Genomic DNA, 19,857 nt, shown 5'->3' with positions numbered 1-19,857 from the left:
CGAGATACCCGCTGACAAGCCTGTCCATGATCCAGAAAAACCCTCAATTCACGCAAACCTGGCCACAGCGGCCCAACGGCATCGCCTATCTCATTGGGCGCCTCGATCATGTGTTGAACCGGCGCATCCGCGATGCGCTGGCGCCCTGGGACGTGACCGCGGCGCAATACACGGCGCTGTCGGTGCTCAACAGCCATGGCCAGCTCTCCAACGCGCAATTGGCCGAACGCTCCATGGTGTCGCCGCAATCGGCGAACGAGATGGTCAAGCTGATGGAAACGCGCGGGTGGATCAACCGCGAATCGGCCGCATCGCACGGCCGCATCATCCATATACGCCTGACCCGCAAGGGGGAAACCCTGCTGCAGCAATGCGATGCCGCGGTGGTGCAGGTAGAGCGGGCGCTGCTGGCCGAACTGGACGAGTCCCAATTCGGCCCGCTGCACGCGCAGCTTCGCTCGATGATGCGGGGCCTCAGCGGTTTGACTCTGTGACACGCCGGGCGTGGCGGTAAATCGGGTGCGCCGCGGGCGGTGCAGGGCAGCGTCGATCGGCTGCATGGCAAACGCAATTTTATATTGCGAATAGTTCGCATTTCTGCTATCGTGCGCGCTTACCCGGATGATTTTATCCGCGGGCTTCTTTTACCTTGTCGTTGGATTCATGTCCCGTTCCCGTGTTGAGCCTGCCCCTCGCCCCGCGCTGACCAAAGTTGCTGCGGCTACGTGCGTTGCGGGATTGCATTTTGCCGTGCTGGGAGTCATTTTGGCGGCTCCCAAGAAGACCGAGCTGGCTTTGCCCGAGTCGATGGAAATACAGTTCGTCGAGATCGGGCCTGAAATCGTCGACACGGCGCCCGAGCCCGAGCCGGTCGAAGAGGCCGTGCCGCCCGAACCCGAGCCGGAAATCGTGCCCGAGCCAGAACCCGAGCCCGAGGTCGAACCGGAACCCGAGCCGGAGCCCGAACCGGAACCCGAGCCGGAACCCGAACCCGAGCCGGAGCCCGAGGCGATCACGCAACCCGAGCCGCCTCCGCCGCCGCCCAAGCCCAAACCCAAGCCGAAACCCAAGCCCGTGCCCAAACCGGCACCCAAGCCGGTCGAGGCTCCTCCAAAGCCGGTCGCTCCGCCCAGCGGCGCGGCAAGCGCCGTGGCCACGCCCAAGGCGCCCACCCCCGCGCCCGACAATCAGCCCAGGCACATCAGCCGCGTCGACTATCTGGGCAATCGCCCCAATCCGGAATACCCCCGCGCTTCGCTGCGCCGCGGCGAGAAGGGCCGGGTGGTGGTGCGGGTGCTGATTTCGCCGCAGGGCTCGGTCGTCAACGCGACGGTGCAGTCCTCGTCGGGCCACGAGCGCCTGGACCAATCCGCGGTGCGCGCGGCCAAAACCGCCCGGTTCAAGCCCTACACCGAAAACGGCGTCGCGTATCCCGCGCTGGCCGACATCCCATTTGACTTCGTAATCTAGGAACCAGCATGTTCAACATACTTCAAGGCGCATTGCATGTCCTGGCGCAGGCCGCAGGTTCTGCTCAAGAGCCCGCCGCGTCGACCGCGGCGCCCGCGGCTTCGTCCCTGAACGACGCGGCGAATTCCGCAGCCACGGCGGCTTCGTCCGCCGCCGATGCGGCGGGCTCGGCGGCCACCGCGGCATCCTCGGCCATCGACGCCGCCACGTCGGCGGCGCCGGCAGCCTCGTCGATGACGGATGCGGCGACCACCGCGGCCACCAGTGCGCCGCCCCTGCTGGACACCACCGTACAGCAGCTGGCCGACGGCGGCATTCTGCACTTCGTGGCGCAGAGCGACATGATAGGCAAGGCCCTTTTCGTGATTCTGATCCTGATGTCGCTGGTGAGCTGGTACCTGATCTTCGTGAAGTCCTTCACCAACTGGCGCGTGAGCCGCCATTCGGCGCGCTTCCTGAACCATTTCTGGGCCTCCAGTTCGCTGGAGGAGGTCGAGAACGAGATCAGTACGCACGGCGCCTCCGAACCCTTCGCCCACGTGGCCAGCCACGCCATCCATGCGCGCAACCATCACGCCAAGTACGGCGCCATGAAGCTCGAAGAAAAGGGCTCCACCGGCGCCTTCGTGACCCGCACCATCCGCAAGGTCATCGACGAGGAAACGGCCAAGCTCGAGAACGGCCTGACGGTGCTGGCCTCCATCGGCTCCACCGCTCCGTTCGTGGGCCTGTTCGGCACGGTGTGGGGCGTGTATCACGCCCTGATCGGCATCGGCCTGTCCGACGGCGTCACCATCAACCGCATCGCCGGTCCGGTCGGCGAGGCGCTGATCATGACCGGCCTGGGCCTGGCCGTGGCCATTCCCGCCGTGCTGGCGTACAACGCCTTCGTGCGCAGCAACCGCGTCTACCTGGCCCGCCTCGACGCTTTCGCCCACGATTTGTTCACCTTCCTGTCCACCGGGCAGCAGGTGACCGAGAACCGGGGCAAGATCCGCGGCCTTCCCGCCGCCGCGGCGGCTTCCCGCAAAGGTGAATAGCCATGGCTTTCGGCAGCTTCGACAACAAGAGCAGCGGACACACCATGTCCGAGATCAATATGGTGCCGCTCATCGACGTGATGCTGGTGCTGCTGGTGATCTTCATCATCACCGCTCCGCTGATCAGCCATTCCATCAAGATCAATGTGCCGCAGGTATCGGCCGAGCCGGTCGAGCAGGAGCCCAAGGTCATCGATCTGGCGGTCAATGACCAGGGGCAGCTGTTCTGGAACGAGCAGCCGGTGCTGCTCGAAGACCTGACGGCCAGGCTCAAGCAAGAGGCCGGCGAGGACCCGCAGCCGCAGCTGCGCATCCGGGCGGATCTCAACACGCGTTACGAGATTCTTGCCGAGATCATGGGCAGCGCACGCGCATCGGGCATGAAGCGCGTGGGCTTCGTCACCCGGCCCTCGGAGAAAAGCGCAGCGCCCGCGGAAGCCGGCCAGCCCGAGGCCGGCGCCACGGCGCCTTCGGCCGCTCCGGCCGCGCCAGACAGCTAGCCGTCAGGATTGTAAGGCGGCCCCCAAAAAAGCGCACCGCGTGCAAACGGGCGGCGCGGTTCGATATAGAATCACGGCATGCGAGTTCTAGTTATCGAAGACGACGCCACCCTGGGTCCCGCCTTGCAAGAATTCCTCGCCGGCCAGGGTTATGCGGTCGATTGGCTCAAAGACGGCGAGCACGTCCCGGGCGCCGTATCGGCGCAGTCCTACGATCTGCTGCTGCTCGATCTCAACCTGCCGGGCATCAGCGGGCTCGACGTCCTGCGCCAGCTCCGGCGCGAGGGCGAGCAGGTTCCGGTGCTGGTCCTTACCGCCCGCGATGCGGTCGAAGACCGCGTGGCGGGCCTGGATGCCGGCGCCGACGACTACGTCACCAAACCCTTCGAGCTGGCCGAGCTCGCCGCCCGGGTGCGGGCGTTCGCGCGCCGGCGCACCGGCCAGGCCCAGCCCCAGCTCGAAGCCGGCCCCCTGATATTCGACACCGTCAACCGCGAAGTGAGGGCCTCCGGGCGCCGCCTGTCGCTCTCGGTACGCGAATTGTCCGTGCTCGAGATGCTGATGGGGCGGGTGGGCCGCGTGGTCACCAAGCGCCAGATCGTGAATTCGCTGTCCGCCTGGGATGCCGACTTCAGCGAGAACGCGGTCGAAGTCTATGTATACCGCTTGCGCAAGCGCCTCGAAGGCACCGGCGCTTCCATCCAGACGGTGCGCGGCTTCGGCTATCTGCTCGATGTCGAAAACGCCTCGTAGCCACGCCGCGACGCCGCACGACACCTTGGCAAAGCGTCTGGCGCGGCTGATGCCGCGGGGATCGCTCGCGCGCCATCTCATCTTGCGGCTGCTGCCTCCGGTCTTGATCCTGGTCGCGCTCGACCTGACCATCACCTGGCTGGTCACCACCAAGATCCACCTCGAGGTCTGGCTGCTGCGCGACATCTTCTGGGCTATGCTGCTCAGTCAGTTCCTGCTCGTGTTCCTGTTCGCCTGGGTGCTGATCTCCGGCGTGCGCTCCAGCCTGCGCTCCATCAACCGCCTGGCCGACGACATCAAAGAGCGATCGCTCGACGATCTGCAGCCATTGGACCCCAGCGGCCTGTCCACCGAGATCGTTCCGGTGGTGGCGCGTGTGAACGATTTGCTGAGCCGGCTGGACGATTCCGTGCAGGCGCAGAAGCGCTTCATAGGCCATGCCGCCCATCAGCTGCGCACGCCTCTCAGCGGCCTGAAGCTGGAGTGCGAGCTCATGCTCGCCAACGAGCTGCCGGACGACGTGCGCCGCCGCGCCGAGCGCATCAAGGCGGTGACCGACCGCATGATACGCCTGGGCGAGCAGTTGCTGGTGTTGGCCCGCGCCGATGCGTCGGCGCGCCCCCAGGATACCTTCGAGCGCCTCGATCTGGCCGAATGGGTGCGCATGAACGGCGCCGAGTGGCTGCCCCGCGCGCGCCAGCAGCATGTCAGGCTGCAACTGGCGGCGCCGGACGAGCCGGTGTGGGTGGACGCCGACCCCTTGCTGCTTTCCGAACTGCTGGGCAATCTCATCGACAATGCCTTGCGCTACGGCGGTTCCGTGCGCCACATCAGGCTGCAGGTCAACGCGACCCCGCCGGCGCTGGTGGTCGAGGACGACGGCCAGGGCATCGACCCGGCCGACCAGGAGCGCGTCTTCGATGCTTTCTATCGGTCGCCCCAGTCGGCGGGTTCGGGCTCGGGCCTGGGACTGGCCATCGTGCGCGAAATCGCGCAGGCCCACGGCGCCTGGTGGCGCCTGGCCAGCAGGCCCCAGCTGCGGGGCACCCGGGTGAGCATCGTCTTTCCGGGGCCGCGCATCGGCGCCAATCTCAACAGGCAGTGAACATGGACTATCGCATTTTCAAGGGATGGGCATCATGAGCGCTTCGGCCGGCACGCAAGCCGGACGGCCCGGCGCGGCCCTGCTGATCGGCGCCCTCGGGGTCGTCTACGGAGACATCGGCACCAGTCCGCTCTACACCATACGCGCGGCCCTGTCCGGCTTGCCGGCGGCGCGCCACGAGCACATTCTGGGCGTGCTTTCGCTGTTGTTCTGGATGCTGATGTTCGTGGTGTCGCTCAAGTACGTCACCATGATCCTTCGGGCCGACAACCGCGGAGAGGGCGGCACGCTGGCCCTGATGGAGCTGGCGGTGCGCGGCCTCGAGGGGCGGCGGCGCTGGACGATGGTGGTACTGGGCCTGATCGGCGCCTGTCTGTTCTATGGCGACAGCATCATCACCCCGGCCATTTCCGTGATCTCGGCGGTCGAGGGCATAGGCGTCGTCTCGCATACCCTGGACGACTGGGTGGTGCCCGTCGCCATGGCGCTGATCGTCGGCCTGTTCGCCATCCAGTCGCACGGCACCGGCGCCATGGGCAAGCTGTTCGGGCCCATCATGCTGCTGTGGTTCCTGGTGCTGGGCGTGCTGGGCGGCTGGCGCATCGTCCAGACGCCGCAGATTCTGCATGCCCTCAATCCCTGGTGGGCGGTTTCGTTCGTGGCCGACGCCCCATGGACCACCTTCATTCTGCTGGGCGCGCTGGTTCTGGCACTGACCGGGGCCGAGACGCTGTACGCCGACATGGGGCATTTCGGCCGCTCTGCCATACGCCGCGCCTGGTTCGGCATGGTGCTGCCTTCGCTGGTGCTGTGCTACTTCGGGCAGGGCGCGCTATTGCTCGCCGACCCAGCGGCCATCAAGAATCCGTTTTTCCTGCTTGCGCCCGAGTGGGCCTTGTGGCCCCTGGTCCTGCTGGCCACGGCGGCGACGGTCATCGCTTCGCAGGCGGTCATCTCGGGCAGTTTTTCGGTCACCCGCCAAGCCATACAGCTGGGCTTCTGGCCCCGCATGAACATCATGCACACGTCGGCGCGGGAAGAGGGGCAGATCTATCTGCCGCGGGTCAATATCGCGATGTGCCTGGCCGTGCTGGCCCTCATCGCCGTGGCCGGCTCCTCGCAGGCGCTGGCGGGCGCCTACGGCTTTGCCGTGACGGGCACCATGCTGATGACGTCGCTGCTGGCTTTCAGGGTGCTGCCGGGCCGCTCGCGCGGAATGCGCCGCACCCTATGGCTGGTGCTGCTGGTGCTGTTCCTCGCCTTCGATGTGCTGCTGTTCACCTCCAATACCCTGAAGATCGGCGACGGGGGCTGGGTGCCGCTGGTCGTGGCGACTTGCCTGTTCACTTTGATGGTGACCTGGAAGCAGGGCAGGCAGCGTATACACGATACGCTCGCCGGCGATCAGCCGCCCCTGAGGGAATTCATGCAGGGCATCGAACAGTATCCGCCCACCCGGGTGGCGGGCACCGCGGTATTCATGAGCATGATCGTCGATACGGTTCCACCGGCGCTGCTGCACAACCTCAAGCACAACAAGGTATTGCACGAGCAGGTGGTCTTTCTGACGGTGCACAGCGCGGGCGTGCCGTATGTTTCATTCAGCGAAAGATATCGGCTCGAAAGGCTTAGCCGCAGCAGCTGGCAGGTGGTCGCCCGCTGGGGCTTCAAGCAAGAGCCCAATGTGCCGCAATTGCTGGAGCAGATCGCGCACGAAAACCCCGAGCTCGACCTGGAGCCCATGCAGACTTCTTACTACCTCTCGCGCCAGACCATCATCGTCGTGCGCAAGCTGCCCCTGCATCTGCGCTGGCGCCGCAGCCTGTTCGCCTTCATGGCGCGCAACGCCAGCCGCAGTACGCGATTTTTCAAGATTCCGCCCAATCGCGTAGTGGAAATGGGCATGCAGATGGAACTATAAAAAAAGCCGTCCCGCTGCAGGACGGCCGGGAGAGCAGGTTGCGGGTGTGCGCCCGAACCTGCGTGAAGCTGAAACTATTGCACCGTGCCGGCGCGGGGCAGATTGCGTACCGAGGGATCGACGGTGTTGGGCGTGATGATGTTGGTCTGCGTCTCGGTGCCGCCGGGAATGGTGATTTCGGTCGTGCGCAGTATGCCGCCTCCGGCGATGCTGCCCTGGACCGTGGTATTCGAACCTTGGGACATCTGCGCCATGCAGTCGTCGCGCATGCCGGCCGGCAGGGACTGGCAGCGGGCGGTGGCGTTCGACTGAAGCGACTGCTCTTGATGAGTCAGCAGGCGCTGCCGGCGTGCTTCCTGCAGCGCAGCTCCGGCCTCTCGCTTGCACGTGGCGACGTCCTGGTTAGTCTGCCCGGCGTTGCAGCGTTCGATGTCTTGTCGATACTTGGCTTCGATGTCGGCGGTGGCTCCGGCGCTTGAACCGTTGGCCGCGAAAGCACCCGCGGAGAAGAGGCAGGCGCTCAGGGCGCAGATGGCCAGAACGTGTCGACGCTGTGTTGCTGAACGGTGATTCATTATGAACTCCTTTTTTGACTAACGCAGCCACAATGACTGGTAAGCTGGTATTGCTCAGGGCCAGTATAAAAGAATGCCTTTGCAGTTCCGTAACGAAATGTTTGCATCCAAAGGGTGTGTTCCGCTATGAGCGGCAGCAATTTATGTGCCGGGCGGGCGCTACAAAAAAGGGTGGGGGCCCGCGGCCAGCCCTTGCCGCAGAAGGCCTATTCCCATGGCGCAAAGCATCAGGCCGCCGACCAGGCCCAGCACGTCGAATACGGGCCGGATGCGCCCGTCGGCCGATGCGTGCTGGCGCAGCACGCGCAGTGCCGCCTGGCGGAACCACACCGTTGCGGCGGCCAGCAGACTGACGGTGACGGCGGTGCCCAGGGACATGGCCAGCACCGCGGCGATGCCGGCCCAGCGCAGTCCCAGCGAATAGGCGACAAGCAGCATGAGGACGGCGCCCGTGCAGGGACGCATTCCTATCGCCAGCACGATGGCCAGGCCCGACCGCCATGTCAGGGGCCGGGCCGTGTGCGCGTCCGTCAAGCGATGCAGGCCGCCGCAGTCGGCGCAATAGGCGCGCATCCGGCCGGTGCCCGAAAGCAGGGAACCTGCGGCTAGGCGGGGGCGCCGCCGCCTGCGGTACAGGGCCCCGCCGCATTTCAGCGCCAGCACCGAGCCCAGCACGGCGATCAAGGCGAAGCTGAGATTTTCCATGTGCATGCCGGCGCTTTGCGCGCGGCGCAGCGAGTAGCCCAACAGGCCGGCAACAACCTCGACCAGGGCGACGGCCACCGCGCCCTGGACCAGTGCGGACAGGAGCGATAGCAGCACGCCGCGGCGCAGGCGTGTCCGGCTCGTTCCCAGGTAGGTCGCAATCACCGCCTTGCCATGTCCGGGCCCCGCCGCATGGAAGATGCCGTAGAGCAGGCTGATTCCCATGAGGGGCCCCGCCGCGGCCCATCCCTCTTGAGCAACCAGTCGTATGCCGGATGCAAGCTGCCGGTGCAGCTCCGCTTGCGTGGCCATGAGCCAGGCCAGAAAGCGGCTCCAGGAGGGATGGCCGCTGAGGAAAGCCCATGCAAGCATTGCAACGGCCATGGCCATGGCGCACAACGCCAAGGCACGAAAACCTCTTCCGGTCTCTATCCGCATTGGACAAATACCTTTTCGGCGAACATAAGGCCCAGATCCTCCTGGGGCGATGCGCCGCGGTCGAGCGAGAACGCGCGAAGGATGGTTTCCGGAGACGGATCGGCTCGTTCGACGCGAACCCGGCAATGATGCTCCGGGTCGTTCTTCAGGGTGGGAGGCGCTTCGGGTCGATGGGACATCTGAATGAAGTAGCTTGGGTCGAAGACGGAAAACTGCACGGCATGGCGCTTGGGATCCACCGGTTCATCGAGAGGCGCGGTGAAGGACAAGGACAGCTGCAGGCCTTTCATTTCGCTTCTGAATTGAGTAACCGCGGCCAGCCGCACCGGACGGCCGTCGGCCGTGACCCTCATGAAATAGCCGTAGGGGCCCAGATCCTCGATCACCCGGGCGGCGAACTTGCCCAGCGCCGCCTCTTGCGGCCGGCCGTCGGGCGCTATTTCTTCCATCAGCCCCGCCGTGTAAAGCTCGTCGAACAGCCATGTCTCTTCGATGGCCGAAATCACTCCGTCGTAAGACAGGACGATCGTGCTTTCCACATCGATCCAGGCATGCGGATGAGCTCGGCTGTCGACGCAGACGAGCAGCATGGCAAGCAGCGCGGCGAGCTTGCCGGCCAGGCGCCGCGTTGGCGCCCGATGCGGGCTGGAGCCTGTCGGGGCTCTGGCGGCGGTCATGAGACGGCGCGGGCGCTCAGGGCGTGATGATGGCGTCTCGGATCGTGGCGACATTGTGTTGCATCATGTCGAGGTAAGTTGCAGCAGGGCCGCTTTCGGTGGACAGGGCATCGGAATAGAGTTTGCCGCCGATCTTCATGCCGGTTTCGGCGGCTATACGCTCCACCAGGCGAGGGTTGCTGACATTCTCCAGAAAGAGGGCGGACGCCTTGTTGCTCTTGATTTGCCGTATCAATGCCGCCACCCCCGCGGCCGAGGCCTCCGACTCCGTGCTGATGCCCTGAGGCGCCAGGAAGCGAAGCCCGTACTCCCTTCCGAGATAGCCGAATGCGTCATGGGAAGTGATGACGGTGCGCCGATCGGGCGGAATCCGTGCCACAGCCTCTCTGATGCTCCGGTCCAGGGCGTCGAGTCGTTCCTTATAGGCTCGCGCATTGGCGCGATAGCGGGGGCACGCTTGGCCATCGGCCTTGCAGAATGCCTTCGCAATGTTGTCGACATAGATCTTGGCGTTGCCGACCGCCTGCCAGGCATGGGGGTCGTATTCGCCATGGTGATGATGGTGATCCGACGTGTCGCCGCCCTCTGCGGGGCCGTCATGATCGTGGTCGTGGGCATGATCGTGATCGTGGCCGTCGTGATGGTGCATGTGGGCATGGGCATGATCGTGGCCATGGGCGCCGGCGGAATGGGCAGTGTCTTCGTCCCGGTCGACCGGCGTATTGCGCAAAAGCCTGGCTCCCCGTGCGAGCTCCACGATGGGCGCCGTGGCGCCGCTGGCGCGCCAGAGGCGCGGCAGGAAACCTTCGAAATGCAGTCCGTTGGCCAGGACCAGATCCGCGTTTCGAAGCGCCACGGCGTCGGCCGGCCGTGGCTCGTAAGCGTGAGCGTCGCCGTCGGGGCCGACCAGAGTGGTCAACGAAATATGCTCTCCGCCCACGATGCGAGCGAAGTCCGAGACGATGGAGAACGTCGATATCACCTTCAGGTTTTCAGCCTTCGCGTGGGACGCGGCCGCCATCCACATGAAGGCCGCCATGCCGGTAACGGCGGAGAGCTTGCCCAGTCCGAGGCGATTATTGCAACGCATTGTTCCACTCCTTTCCGTTATGTTATAACATAACGATTTTTCCCGATTAGAAAACATATCCATGCGCAGATCGCAGAGATGCGATCCCGGAATAACTTGCAATGTTATAACATTGCAAAAAATAAGCCGGCTCGTGAGCGCACACGTGTCCGTTCGTCTCGAATTTCGTTCATTTTTCCGCAGGAGCTTTCATGAGATTCACCCCTCGCCCCTTGACTCTGGCTTTGTTCGTGGCTTTCGTCCCGTCCGCCCATGCACAGACCGCGTCCTCTTCTGAAACTCCGGTCCAGAGCCTGCCGTCCATCGTCGTCACCGCCAATCCGCTGGGCCTGGACAGCGACAGCCTGACGACGCCGGCCAGCGTGTTGCAGGGCGAACGCCTGACGCTGCAGCGCCGGGGTACGCTGGGAGAGCTACTCGAGAATGAACCCGGCGTGCATGCCGATACGTTCGGCGGCGGGGCGAGCCGGCCTGTCATCCGCGGACAGACCGCGCCGCGCGTCAAGGTACTGAGCGATGGCTCGGAGATCGTGGATGCATCCGGCGTCTCGCCCGATCACGTGGTGACGGCCGACACGCTGCTGGCGCGCCGCGTCGAGATCCTGCGCGGCCCCTCCGCGCTGCTGTACGGCGGGGGCGCCATCGGCGGTGTCGTCAACGTGCTGGACGACAAGATTCCCACCGAGATTCCCGAGGACGGCTTGAGCGGTTCGGTCGAGGTGCTTGGAGCCACGGCCGCCAAAGAGCGCGCCGGGGCAGTGGGCCTGACGGTGGGCGAAGGCAATATCGCCGTGCATGTGGAAGGCGCCCGCCGCCGCTCCGACGACTATCGCGTGCCCGACTGGACCGATAGCCGTGTCGCCAATTCCAATGCCGACAGCACCACCGGAAGCGTCGGATTGTCCTTCGTGGGCAGCCGGGGCTATATCGGCGCGGCGTATTCGTATCGCGAGGACGACTACGGCCTGCCGGGCCACAGCCACGAGTACGAGGACTGCCATCCCCACGGCTCGAGCCTGCACTGTGGCGGACATGATCACGATCATGACCACGATCATGACCACGACCACGAGCACGGAGAGCATGCGGCCACCGCGCACCTGCGCAGCGACCGGCTGGACATCCGCGGCGAGCTTCGCGATCCGTTCGCGGGCTTTTCCAATCTGAAGTTTCGCGGCGGCTATACGGACTATCGGCACGACGAGCGCGATGACGGCGAGCTGGGCACGACCTTCACCAATCGCGGCTATGACGGCCGGCTCGAACTGCGCCACCATCCCCTGGGCGGTTGGGAAGGCGTGGTCGGCCTGCAGACGTCGCGCTACGATTTCGCGTCTTTCGGCGGCTCGGAAAACTTCATTCCCAAGACGCGCACGAATTCGACGGGCTTGTTCTTGTTGGAGAACTACAAGTGGAATGATTGGCGCTTCGAGCTGGGCGCGCGCCATGAATGGCAAACGGTGAGCCCCGACAGCGGGACGCTGTCCGACTACGACGGCAACGCCACGTCGCTGTCGGCCGGGGCCACATGGGACTTCGTGCCCGGCTACGCCGCCTCGCTTTCGGTGTCGCGTTCGCAGCGCATGCCCAATGCTCAGGAGCTCTATGCCAACGGCGTGCATTTTGCCACGCTCACGTACGAGAAGGGCAACCCCGACCTGGGCAAGGAAACCGCGCGCACCGTCGATCTGGGACTGCGCAAAACCGATGGCGACCTGCGTTTTTCGGTGAACGCCTTCCTGAGCCGAATCGACGGCTACATCTACGGCAACACGCTGGATCAGTACGAAGATTTCCGCCTGATCGAATATACGCAGGGAGACGCCTCGTTCGCGGGATTGGAAGCCGAGGTCTCCTACCGCGTAACACCCCATGCGTCGGTGACCGTGTTCGGCGACTACGTGCGCGGCAAACTGCGCGACGGCGACGACCTGCCGCGCATACCGGCCGCCCGAGTCGGTGCGCGCACGAACCTGAACTGGGACCGTTGGAGCGGCTTCGTGGAATACACCCAGGTGCTGCGCCAGAACCGCATTGCCAGCTATGAAGAATCGACCTCGGGCTACGGCCTGCTGGGCGCCGGCGTGTCATATTCGGGTACCATGGCCGGCACCGACTATCTGCTCTACCTGAAGGGCAGCAATCTGTTGAACAAGCTGGCCTACAACCACGCCTCTTTCATTTCCCGCGCTGCGCCGCTGCAGGGCCGCAGCGTCATGGCGGGGGTCAGGGTCGAATTTTGAACATGGACGACACCGCATTCAAGTCTTTGTACGACCTCGTGCAGCACATGCACGGCGAGCTGCCGTGGGGACGAGTGCTCGATGCGGGCACGGGCCGCGGCTCCATGTCCTGGTTGCTGGACCTGGAAACAGTGGGTTGGACGGCCGTCACCGGCGCGCAAAGCATGGCCGGCGAAGTCAGGCGGCAGATAGGCGGCGACCTGCGGGAGCAGGATCGCCTGGTGGTCGGCAACTGGATGGATCCGGAACTGCTGGCGGGCGAGCGGTACGACACGGTGCTGGCCGATTACCTGGTCGGAGCCATAGAAGGGTTCGCACCGTATTGGCAGGATCGCATCTTCGCCCGGCTGCGCCCCCTGGTGGGACGCAGGCTATATGTGATCGGCCTGGAGCCCTACGTGCAATATTCACCGGCCGATCCTGCCGGACGCATGGTGTGTGAAATAGGGCGGCTGCGCGACGCATGCCTGCTGCTCGCGGGCGACCGGCCCTATCGCGAGTATCCGATGGACTGGATCTTGCGGCAGCTGCGGCTGGCGGGCTTCAAGCCCCTGGACACCCGGCGCCTTGCCATTCGCTATGGAGAGAGATTCGTCAACAGCCAGCTGGACATGTGCGATCAGCGCCTGCTGCGCCTGCAGGACCGGGGGCTGGCCATGGCGCTGTCCGAGCACGTGGCGCAACTGCGCCGGCGGGCGCTGGCGCTGGTCAAGGCCGAGGGCGGGCTGCGCTATGGCCACGATTACGTCATCGCGGCCGAGCCCGTTTGAGTGCCGGGGGTTGCGGGCCACGGCCGCGGGCTTCGCTCAGTCGTCCGAAACGGGCCGGCGCGCATCGCGGCGCAGGCCCGCCTGCATCAGCAGGATGGCCGTGACGGGGGACACGATCACCAGGAACATGATGATCAGCAATTCGTGCAGGACAGGACGGTGGGCCAGGGTGGACGCGACCAGGACGCTGGTCAGCACGACGCAGCCGGCGCCCATGGTGTTGCCCAGCGTGACGGCGTGCATGCGCGAATAGAATCGCCTGAAGCGCAGCAGCCCCGCCGAACCGATCAGAGTCATGGTGCCGCTGAGCACCAGCAGCAGGGTGCTGGGTATGGTGACCCAAAGGGGAAGGTCGTTCATGGTTCGATCACCTCGCCTCGCAAAAGAAACTTGGCCATGGCCGTTGAACTGACGAAGCCGAAAATACTGATGACGACGGCGATGTCGAAATACAGGCCGGTTTGATATTGCACGCCAAGCACCAGGATGATCAGCATGCCGTTGATGTACATGGTGTCCAGCGCCAGGACACGGTCCTGCGGCGTGGGACCGCGCAGCAGCTGGAAAGTGGCGAAGCCCAGCGCGATCGCGAAGCAGCTCAGGGCGTAGGTGCCGGCCCAGAACAGAACGGTGGTCATTCGAATATCTCCATCAGCAGGCTTTGATAGCGGTTCTGCACCAGTTCGACCCAATGGTTCTCGTCCTTCAGATCGAGTACGTGCAGCGTGATCGTATTGGTTTCTTCAGAATAGCCCGACCAGACCGTGCCCGGCGTATACGTGATGATGCAGGCCAGCGCCGCCCTGGCGTGGGGGTCGCGCATGCTGAGCGGAATCTTCATGAAGCCGGGCGTGTGCGAGTCCGGACCCAGGATGATCAGGCGGGCCACGGTGAAATTCGAATGGATGATGTCCGACACGACGCGGGCGACCAGCTTGATCATGAGCAGCGGGTGCTTCGGCCGCGAACGTACGGGCCGCAGCGCCATGGCCGCCCACGCCAGCAACAGGGCCAGGACCGTACCGGTCGCCAGATGGCCGGGCGAGACCGAGTTGTTCAGCAGCAGCCAGATGATCAGCAGGACCGCCGGCAGCACCAGCCAATACAGCACCTTCTTCATGGCATGCCTCCCAGCGGCCGCACCGTCTTGTGCGACATCACGGCCTCGATGTACGATTGCGGCCGGTCGAGCAGCAGTGCGGTATCTTCGAGAAACGTCATGACCGGGCCGGCCCAGATCGTCAGCGCGATACAGGCCAGCAGCAGAATGCCGACGGAACCGGCCTCGCTGAGCCGCAGGCGCGGGGTCACGGTGTCTTCGGTGCTCCAGAACAGGCGTATGCCGGTGCGTGTCAGCGCAATGATGCCCGCCAGCCCCGAAAGCAGGACGGCCGCCACCAGCGTCCAGGCGGCTATCGACGGCGTGTCGGTGGCGGAGGTCTGCAATGCCGCGGACAGCATCGACAGCTTGGCGACGAAGCCGGGCAGCGGAGGCAGGCCCGCCACCAGCAGGGCGCAGCAGAAGAAGGCCATGCCCAGAAAAGCCATGGCGGCGGGAATGGCCACGCCCACCACGTCGTCCGAACGGTCGGGCGATTCGGGGTCGTCCAGCTCGAAGGCCTCCATACTGATGGCCAGCACATCGGCGCCGAAGCTGCGGGTGCGTTCGATCATTTCGATCAGCATGTAGAAGGCGCCCAGGGCCAGCACCGAGGTCAGCAGGTAGAACAGCGCCGGGGCGGTGAGCGTGACGCCCGGCATGCCCAGCGCCGCCAGCAGCGTGCCCGAGGACATGATGACGCAATATCCGATAAGCCGTTCGGCCTGCTGGGTGGCCAGGATGCCGATCGCGCCGAAGACCAGGGTGGCCACGCCCAAGGGGAACATCCATTCTCCGCCGAAGGCGGCCGGCGCGCCGGTGGGCAGCAGCAGCGAACCCAGCCGCAGCAGGGCATAGATGCCCACCTTGGTCATGATGGAGAACACGGCGGCGACCGGCGCGCAGGCATGCGCATAGGCATTGGGCAGCCAGAAGTTGAGCGGCCAGGCCGCCGCCTTGGTAAGGAAGGCGATGCCCAGGATGGCCGCGGCGGCTTCGAAGAGGCGCCGGTCTCCGCCGGTGAGCTGGCCGGCGCGCACGGCCAGATCGGCCATGTTGAGCGTGCCGGCGACCCCGTAGATGAGGGCGATGCCGATGAGCAGCAGGAAAGAGGCGGCCAGGTTCGTGGCGATGTAGTGCAGGCCGGCCGTGACCCGCATTTCGCCCGAGCCGTGCAGCATCAATCCGTAAGAGGCGCCGAGCAGGACCTCGAAGAACACGAAGAGATTGAAGAGGTCGCCGGTGAGGAAGGCGCCATTCAGGCCCATCAGCAGCAGCTGGAACAGAGGCAGGAAATGCACGCCGGCGCGCTCCCAGCGCGCGGTGGAATAAGTCAGCGCGGCCAGGCCGAGTATGGAGCACAGCAGCAGCATGACTGCGGCCAGGCGGTCGGCCACCAGTACGATGCCGAAGGGGGCGGGCCAGTCGCCCACCAGGTAGACGGCAATGTTCTGCGGCCAGACGTCGGTCATCTGCCCGGCGGTCGTCAGAAGCAGCTGGCAGGCCACGAAGATCTGGAACAGTACGGACGCGAAGGAGAGCGCGAGGCGTGTCTTGCGGCGGGACTCTTTGAGCAGCACCAGCAGCGCGCCGACCATCAGCGGCGTCGCAATGGGCAGCATGGGCAGATGTTGCATCCAGCCGTTCACAGGTCGGCCTCCCTGCCGTCGACGTGGTCATTGCCCGCGAAGCCCCGCGAAGCCAGCAGCACCACCAGGAACAGCGCCGTGGTGGCGAAGCCGATGACGATGGCCGTGAGGACCAGCGCCTGGGGCACGGGGTCGGTGTACAGCAGCGGATCGATCTCGCCCGATTTGTCGATGACGGGCGCGGCGCTGACGCGCAGCCTTCCCATCGAAAAGATGAAGAGGTTCACCGCATAGGCCAGCAGGGAAAATCCGATAATGACTTGAAACGTGCGCGGGCGCAGAATCAGCCAGACACCCGAGCTGGTGAGTACGCCGATGGCCAGTGCCAGAATGATTTCCACTAGCTTGCTCCAGAACTTGAGATGGCGGCGGGCGCGTGCGGCGCCTTGCGGCGAAAGCGCAGCGACTGGTGGGCCAGAGCGACCAGGATCAGCACGGTTGCGCCGACCACCAGCATGTACACGCCCAGGTCGAAGAACAGCACGCTGGACAGATGCACGGTGCCGATGAGCGGCACAGGGAAGTCTCCCACCAGCGCCGACAGGAAGGGCCGCGCCACGCTCCAGGCCGAAAGCGCCGCGCAGCCCGCGACCAGCAGGCCCAGCGCGATCCATTTCTGCGGTCGTATGCTTTGCCTCGACTCGACCCAGACCACGCCGCCCACGATGTACTGCAGGATGATGGCGGTGGCCATGATCAGGCCGCCGACGAAACCGCCGCCCGGAAGGTTGTGGCCGCGCAGCAGGAAGAACAGCGACACCAGTACGGCCATGGGCAGCAGCAGCCTGGCCAGGACGGCGGGCGCCTGCATGTTGTCGCGGGGCAGGTCGGCATCCGGGTCGGGTTCGGGTTCGACATGGTCGAGCGAGGGGTTGTTGGCCCCTTGTTGCCGGCGCAGCGGGCCGTCCTTGATGCTTTCCGGTGGCGGACGGAAGCGGCGCAGCAGGGCGAAGACGGTCAATGCCACAATGCCCAGCACGGTGATCTCGCCCAGCGTGTCGAAGCCGCGGAAGTCCACCAGGATGACGTTGACGACGTTGGAGCCATGTCCCTCGGGCAGGGCGTTAAGCAGGAAGAAATCGGAAATGCCTTGGCCCGCCGGCCGCGTCAGCACGGCGTAGGCCAGGACGGACATGCCCGCGCCGGCCGCCACGGCCACGGCGAGGTCGCGTCCGCGGCGCACGATCGTGCGGGCATTGATCGGCGCGCTGCCGTCGTCGGCCTCGATGCGGGGCGGCAGCCAGCGCAGGCCGAGCAGAATGAGCACCACCGTCACCACCTCGACGGCAAGCTGGGTCAGGGCCAGGTCGGGTGCGGAAAACCACGCAAAGGTCAGTGCGGTGGCAAGGCCCGCCCCGCCCGACAGCGCCAGCGTGGCCAGCCTGTGGAACTTGGCTTGCCGCGCGGCGCCGATGGCGCAGGCCGACCCCGCCAGCCACAGCGTCAGGAAGAACAGATTGGCCGGAGTGCCCAGCACGGGTTGAAGCCATCCGCCGCGCGTCAGCGGCAGCAGGGCCACGACAAAGGTGCCGGCGGTAAGGACGAGCAGCTGGCGCTGCAGGCCGGACGAGTAGAGCACATTGAGCAGCGCGGCCGACAGCGAGTCGATGCCTTCCATCAGTATCTCGAAGCTGCGGCGGCCGTCGAAGCGGTAGATGAGGGGTGTGCGGCCGGGCTTGACGTAGTTTTGATGGCGCAGCAAATGCAGCAGCAGGATGCCGCCCGCCAGCGCGGTCAGGCTCATGGCCAGGGGCAGGTTGAACCCATGCCAGATCTTGAGGTCGTAATGCGGAGTCTCGCTGCCCAGGATGGCGAAGGTGGCCGATTCCAGCAAGGGGCCCAGGGTGTACTTGGGCAAAATGCCCACCACCAGACAGGTCAGCACCAGCAGGCCGCTTGGCACCAGCATCCAGAACGGGGGCTCGTGCGGCGAGCGCGGCAGGTCGGTGGCCCGGGGGCCGAAGAACACCTGCAGCACGAAGCGCAGCGAGTAGGCGACGCTGAAGGCGCTGGCCAGCACCGCCATCAGCGGTAGCCCGGACTCGATGGCCGGGCCGTGGCTGGCCAGCACGGTTTCGGCAAAGAACATTTCCTTGGACAGGAAGCCGTTGAGCAGCGGCACGCCGGCCATGGAGGCGGCCGCCACCACCGCCAGCGTGGCGGTGATGGGCATGGCCTTGCGCAAGCCGGACAATCGCCCCATGTCGCGCGTGCCGGTCTCGTGGTCGACGATGCCCGCAGCCATGAACAGCGAAGCCTTGAACGTGGCGTGGTTCATCATGTGGAAGATGGCCGCGACCAGGCCCAGGCGGCTGTTCAGGCCCAGAAGCAGCGTGATCAGTCCCAGGTGGCTGATGGTGGAATAGGCCAGCACGCCCTTCATGTCCTGCTGGAAGATGGCTGCGTAGGCGCCCAGGACCAGGGTGCAAAGCCCCGCGCCGCCGATGATGTAGAACCATTCGCTGGTGCCCGCCAGCACCGGCCAGAAGCGCGCCAGCAGGAAGACGCCCGCCTTGACCATGGTGGCCGAGTGCAGGTAGGCCGAGACCGGCGTGGGCGCGGCCATGGCGTTGGGCAGCCAGAAATGGAAGGGAAACTGCGCGCTCTTGGTGAGGGCGCCCAGTGCGATCAGGACGAGGATGGTGGTGTACCAGGGGTGCTGGCGCACCAGGTCGCCCGATGCCAGCACGATGTCGAGGTCGTAGCTGCCCACGACGTGCCCCAGCATCAGCACGCCCGCCAGCAGGCAGAGCCCGCCCGCGCCGGTGACGGTCAGCGACATGCGCGCACCGCGGCGCGCGTCCAGCCGGTGGTTCCAGTAGGCGATGAGCATGAAGGAAGTGAGGCTGGTGAGTTCCCAGAACACCACCAGCTGCACCAGATTGCCTGACATCACCACGCCCAGCATCGACCCCATGAACAGCAGGAAGAATGAAAAAAAGCGCGGTACCGGATCCTGCGGCGAGAGGTAATAGCGCGCGTAGAGGACGATGAGGGCGCCCATCACGGTGATGAGCATGCCGAACAGCCAGGCATAGCCGTCCATGCGCAGATTGAAGTCTATGGTCAGCGCCCCCGGAATCCAGGGGGCCGAGTACTGCACGACCTCGCCCTGGGCGATGTGCGGATACTGCAAGGCCGTGAGCACGGCGCACGCGACGGCGATGGCACCCGAAAGCCAGGCCTCCATATTGCGCGCATTGGCAGGCAGCGCGACGGCGATCAGGCTGCCAACGAACGGCAATATGAGAATCAGGATCAGCGACATTCGGGTGGCGGCGGGTGAGAGAGAAAGACCGCCCTAATGATACGATATTTTTCTGTACGTTCAGCGCGGCGTTTCATCATCGATCTGCCGTAAACCGCGCCGGCTCGGCCTTTGCAGCGTCTTCAGGCCGAGGGCCAGGTAAGCGGTCACGCCCAGGCCCATCAGTCCCAGGGGTATTTGCAGCGCGGGCAGGGGCAGGAAATACATCGAGTACAGCAGCGAAATCCACATTGCCGCGATGGCCGTGATCTTGACCCGCAGCGTGACGCCCTTGTTTTCCTGGAAGTCGAGCAGGTAGCGGCCGAAGACCCGGTTCTGGGTCAGCCAGCGGTACATGCGTTCGGAACCGCGCATGAAGCAGGCGGCCGCCAGCAGCAGGAACGGGGTGGTGGGCACCAGCGGCAGCGCCATGCCGGCAACGGCCAGCGCCAGGGCGATGCAGCCTACGATATTGAAAAAAATCTTCATGCCGCCTGGAATGGGTTCTTGGTACGGGCGATGGGCGGCGTGCGCCGCCCACCCTTTACTTTATCAGGCGGCAAGGCCCCGGCATA

At 65.2% G+C, this 19,857-nt stretch carries 20 protein-coding genes; 9 read left to right on the top strand and 11 right to left on the bottom strand.

Annotated features, from left to right (window positions below; genetic code table 11):
- Nucleotides 1-26 precede the first annotated feature (26 nt).
- The 7 genes from CSC67_RS16110 (at nucleotide 27) to CSC67_RS16080 (ending at nucleotide 6,789) form a co-directional block, all read left to right on the top strand.
- Nucleotides 27-494 (top strand): MarR family winged helix-turn-helix transcriptional regulator, encoded by a 468-nt coding sequence (locus CSC67_RS16110; RefSeq protein ID WP_118995460.1) that lies wholly within the window; start codon nucleotides 27-29, stop codon nucleotides 492-494.
- Nucleotides 495-663: 169 nt separating this feature from the next.
- Nucleotides 664-1,470, top strand: a complete 807-nt coding sequence (locus CSC67_RS16105; protein ID WP_425337663.1) for an energy transducer TonB — start codon at nucleotides 664-666, stop codon at nucleotides 1,468-1,470.
- A gap of 8 nt (nucleotides 1,471-1,478) precedes the next feature.
- The gene (locus CSC67_RS16100) at nucleotides 1,479-2,510 is read left to right on the top strand and encodes a MotA/TolQ/ExbB proton channel family protein (protein ID WP_118995458.1); all 1,032 of its coding nucleotides are present in this window, start codon (nucleotides 1,479-1,481) and stop codon (nucleotides 2,508-2,510) included.
- Nucleotides 2,511-2,512: 2 nt separating this feature from the next.
- Nucleotides 2,513-3,010 (top strand): ExbD/TolR family protein, encoded by a 498-nt coding sequence (locus CSC67_RS16095; protein ID WP_118995457.1) that lies wholly within the window; start codon nucleotides 2,513-2,515, stop codon nucleotides 3,008-3,010.
- A gap of 78 nt (nucleotides 3,011-3,088) precedes the next feature.
- Nucleotides 3,089-3,763 (top strand): response regulator transcription factor, encoded by a 675-nt coding sequence (locus CSC67_RS16090; RefSeq protein WP_118995456.1) that lies wholly within the window; start codon nucleotides 3,089-3,091, stop codon nucleotides 3,761-3,763.
- Nucleotides 3,764-3,812: 49 nt separating this feature from the next.
- Nucleotides 3,813-4,868 (top strand): sensor histidine kinase, encoded by a 1,056-nt coding sequence (locus tag CSC67_RS16085; protein WP_118995455.1) that lies wholly within the window; start codon nucleotides 3,813-3,815, stop codon nucleotides 4,866-4,868.
- Nucleotides 4,869-4,902: 34 nt separating this feature from the next.
- The gene (locus tag CSC67_RS16080) at nucleotides 4,903-6,789 is read left to right on the top strand and encodes a potassium transporter Kup (RefSeq protein WP_118995523.1); all 1,887 of its coding nucleotides are present in this window, start codon (nucleotides 4,903-4,905) and stop codon (nucleotides 6,787-6,789) included.
- A 74-nt stretch (nucleotides 6,790-6,863) separates the two neighbouring features.
- Here the strand turns inward: CSC67_RS16080 and CSC67_RS16075 are convergent, their stop codons facing one another.
- The 4 genes from CSC67_RS16075 to CSC67_RS16060 all read right to left on the bottom strand — a co-directional run bounded on the left by CSC67_RS16075 (nucleotide 6,864) and on the right by CSC67_RS16060 (nucleotide 10,274).
- Nucleotides 6,864-7,364 carry a hypothetical protein gene (locus CSC67_RS16075; RefSeq protein ID WP_118995454.1) on the bottom strand — a complete coding sequence of 167 codons (501 nt, stop codon included), beginning with the start codon at nucleotides 7,362-7,364 and terminating at the stop codon, nucleotides 6,864-6,866.
- A 159-nt stretch (nucleotides 7,365-7,523) separates the two neighbouring features.
- The gene (locus CSC67_RS16070; protein ID WP_167752928.1) at nucleotides 7,524-8,441 is read right to left on the bottom strand and encodes a nickel/cobalt transporter; all 918 of its coding nucleotides are present in this window, start codon (nucleotides 8,439-8,441) and stop codon (nucleotides 7,524-7,526) included.
- Nucleotides 8,442-8,497: 56 nt separating this feature from the next.
- The gene (locus CSC67_RS16065) at nucleotides 8,498-9,184 is read right to left on the bottom strand and encodes a DUF1007 family protein (RefSeq protein WP_167752927.1); all 687 of its coding nucleotides are present in this window, start codon (nucleotides 9,182-9,184) and stop codon (nucleotides 8,498-8,500) included.
- Nucleotides 9,185-9,200: 16 nt separating this feature from the next.
- Nucleotides 9,201-10,274, bottom strand: coding sequence for a metal ABC transporter solute-binding protein, Zn/Mn family (locus tag CSC67_RS16060; RefSeq protein WP_245220260.1), 1,074 nt, complete (start codon nucleotides 10,272-10,274; stop codon nucleotides 9,201-9,203).
- Between the two features lie 191 nt (nucleotides 10,275-10,465).
- On the opposite strand from CSC67_RS16060, the gene CSC67_RS16055 reads away from it, so the two are divergent.
- Nucleotides 10,466-12,517: a TonB-dependent receptor domain-containing protein gene (locus CSC67_RS16055; RefSeq protein WP_118995451.1), complete on the top strand. Its 2,052-nt coding sequence runs from the start codon at nucleotides 10,466-10,468 to the stop codon at nucleotides 12,515-12,517.
- A 2-nt stretch (nucleotides 12,518-12,519) separates the two neighbouring features.
- Entirely contained in the window at nucleotides 12,520-13,287 is a 768-nt protein-coding gene (locus CSC67_RS16050) for a class I SAM-dependent methyltransferase (protein ID WP_118995450.1), read from the top strand.
- Nucleotides 13,288-13,323: 36 nt separating this feature from the next.
- Here the strand turns inward: CSC67_RS16050 and mnhG are convergent, their stop codons facing one another.
- Genes mnhG through CSC67_RS16015 form a run of 7 tightly spaced genes read right to left on the bottom strand, consistent with a single transcriptional unit; the run spans nucleotide 13,324 to nucleotide 19,771 of the window.
- Nucleotides 13,324-13,647 (bottom strand): monovalent cation/H(+) antiporter subunit G, encoded by a 324-nt coding sequence (gene mnhG, locus CSC67_RS16045; RefSeq protein ID WP_118995449.1) that lies wholly within the window; start codon nucleotides 13,645-13,647, stop codon nucleotides 13,324-13,326.
- Complete coding sequence (locus CSC67_RS16040) at nucleotides 13,644-13,925, bottom strand: K+/H+ antiporter subunit F (RefSeq protein WP_118995448.1); 282 nt, start codon at nucleotides 13,923-13,925, stop codon at nucleotides 13,644-13,646. Before CSC67_RS16040 ends, mnhG begins: the two co-directional genes overlap by 4 nt.
- Nucleotides 13,922-14,407 (bottom strand): Na+/H+ antiporter subunit E, encoded by a 486-nt coding sequence (locus CSC67_RS16035; RefSeq protein WP_118995447.1) that lies wholly within the window; start codon nucleotides 14,405-14,407, stop codon nucleotides 13,922-13,924. The genes CSC67_RS16040 and CSC67_RS16035 overlap by 4 nt, the downstream gene beginning before the upstream one ends.
- Nucleotides 14,404-16,023 carry a monovalent cation/H+ antiporter subunit D gene (locus tag CSC67_RS16030; RefSeq protein ID WP_425337667.1) on the bottom strand — a complete coding sequence of 540 codons (1,620 nt, stop codon included), beginning with the start codon at nucleotides 16,021-16,023 and terminating at the stop codon, nucleotides 14,404-14,406. The genes CSC67_RS16035 and CSC67_RS16030 overlap by 4 nt, the downstream gene beginning before the upstream one ends.
- 8 nt (nucleotides 16,024-16,031) lie before the next feature.
- The gene (locus tag CSC67_RS16025) at nucleotides 16,032-16,376 is read right to left on the bottom strand and encodes a Na+/H+ antiporter subunit C (protein WP_118995445.1); all 345 of its coding nucleotides are present in this window, start codon (nucleotides 16,374-16,376) and stop codon (nucleotides 16,032-16,034) included.
- A complete protein-coding gene (locus CSC67_RS16020) occupies nucleotides 16,376-19,303 on the bottom strand; it encodes a monovalent cation/H+ antiporter subunit A (protein ID WP_118995444.1) in 2,928 nt (975 codons plus the stop codon). Before CSC67_RS16020 ends, CSC67_RS16025 begins: the two co-directional genes overlap by 1 nt.
- Before the next feature lie 60 nt (nucleotides 19,304-19,363).
- Nucleotides 19,364-19,771, bottom strand: coding sequence for a YbaN family protein (locus CSC67_RS16015; protein ID WP_118995443.1), 408 nt, complete (start codon nucleotides 19,769-19,771; stop codon nucleotides 19,364-19,366).
- Between the last annotated feature and the right edge of the window lie 86 nt (nucleotides 19,772-19,857).

The organism is Pusillimonas caeni (genome assembly GCF_003545815.1).
GTDB lineage: Bacteria > Pseudomonadota > Gammaproteobacteria > Burkholderiales > Burkholderiaceae_B > Pusillimonas > Pusillimonas caeni.
Note: the sequence above shows the minus strand (reverse complement) of the source record. Positions and strands in the feature narration are given on the sequence as shown.